This is a genomic window from Vibrio sp. Y176 (assembly GCF_033438945.1).
Genome location: NZ_JAWOQS010000160.1, coordinates 1 through 976, shown reverse-complemented (window position 1 = coordinate 976; position 976 = coordinate 1). Strand labels below are relative to the sequence as shown.

Here is a 976-nt window from a genome sequence, read left to right as displayed (position 1 = left end):
AACAGTCTCTGTCTGGTGTTCACCATTCTATTGGTACAATTCGAGATATGGGAATTCAAACCGCATCAGCGGCAGAAGAACAAAGTGCGGTGGCGGAAGACATCAACCAGAACTTGGTGGCGATTCAACAGATCGTCAACAACATCAATGATACCTTGCAACACGCAGAAACGATCAGCACTCAGTTGTCACAATCCGGCACGGAAATTCACGATCTGGTCGGCAACTTTAAACTCTGATGAACCATTAAATTGCACATAAAATCAGTGTGGAACGAAGAAAGCGAAAGTCATCCTCGACTTTCGCTTTCTGTTTTGTGGAATAGGGATTCTTATCTTCAAAGAGAGTTCCGATGATACTCAAAGCTTTGCCAAATGAGTCGATGCCACGAGAGAAACTTCTGCAACGTGGGCCGCAGGCGTTAACCGATGCCGAATTACTGGCGATATTTCTCCGTACGGGTACGCAAGGCATGAACGTGATTGAGTTGGCCGATTTCCTTATTCAAGATTTTGGTTCGCTTAGGCAGCTGTTCTCTGCTTCAGAACAAGAGTTTTGTCAGCATAAAGGGTTAGGGCAGGCCAAATATGTGCAATTGCAAGCGGTGTTAGAAATGACTCAGCGATATTTGGCGGAAACCCTCAAGCGTGGCGACGCCTTAACCAGCCCTGAGCAAACTAAATTATATCTTTCCTCTATATTAAGAGACCGCCAAAGAGAGGCTTTTTACATTCTTTTCCTCGATAACCAAAACCGAGTAATAAAAGATGAGATTTTATTCGAAGGAACCTTGGATGCTGCATCAGTTTACCCTAGAGAAGTAGTAAAAAGAGCCCTGCACCACAACGCGGCTGCTTTGATTTTGGCGCATAACCACCCGTCCGGTGTCGCCGAGCCAAGCCAGGCAGACCGCAGGATTACAAGGCGATTAATTGATGCGTTGGCGCTGGTGGATATTCGTATTTTGGACCATTTC

General features: G+C 45.8%; 1 protein-coding gene and 1 pseudogene. Both read left to right on the top strand.

Going from position 1 to position 976, the window contains the following annotated elements:
* Positions 1 to 239, top strand: a pseudogene (locus R7O13_RS24830) (chemotaxis protein); the annotation flags it as partial.
* Positions 240 to 352: 113 nt separating this feature from the next.
* A partial coding sequence (radC, locus tag R7O13_RS24825; protein ID WP_318304933.1) for a RadC family protein occupies positions 353 to 976 on the top strand: 624 nt, incomplete at its 3' end.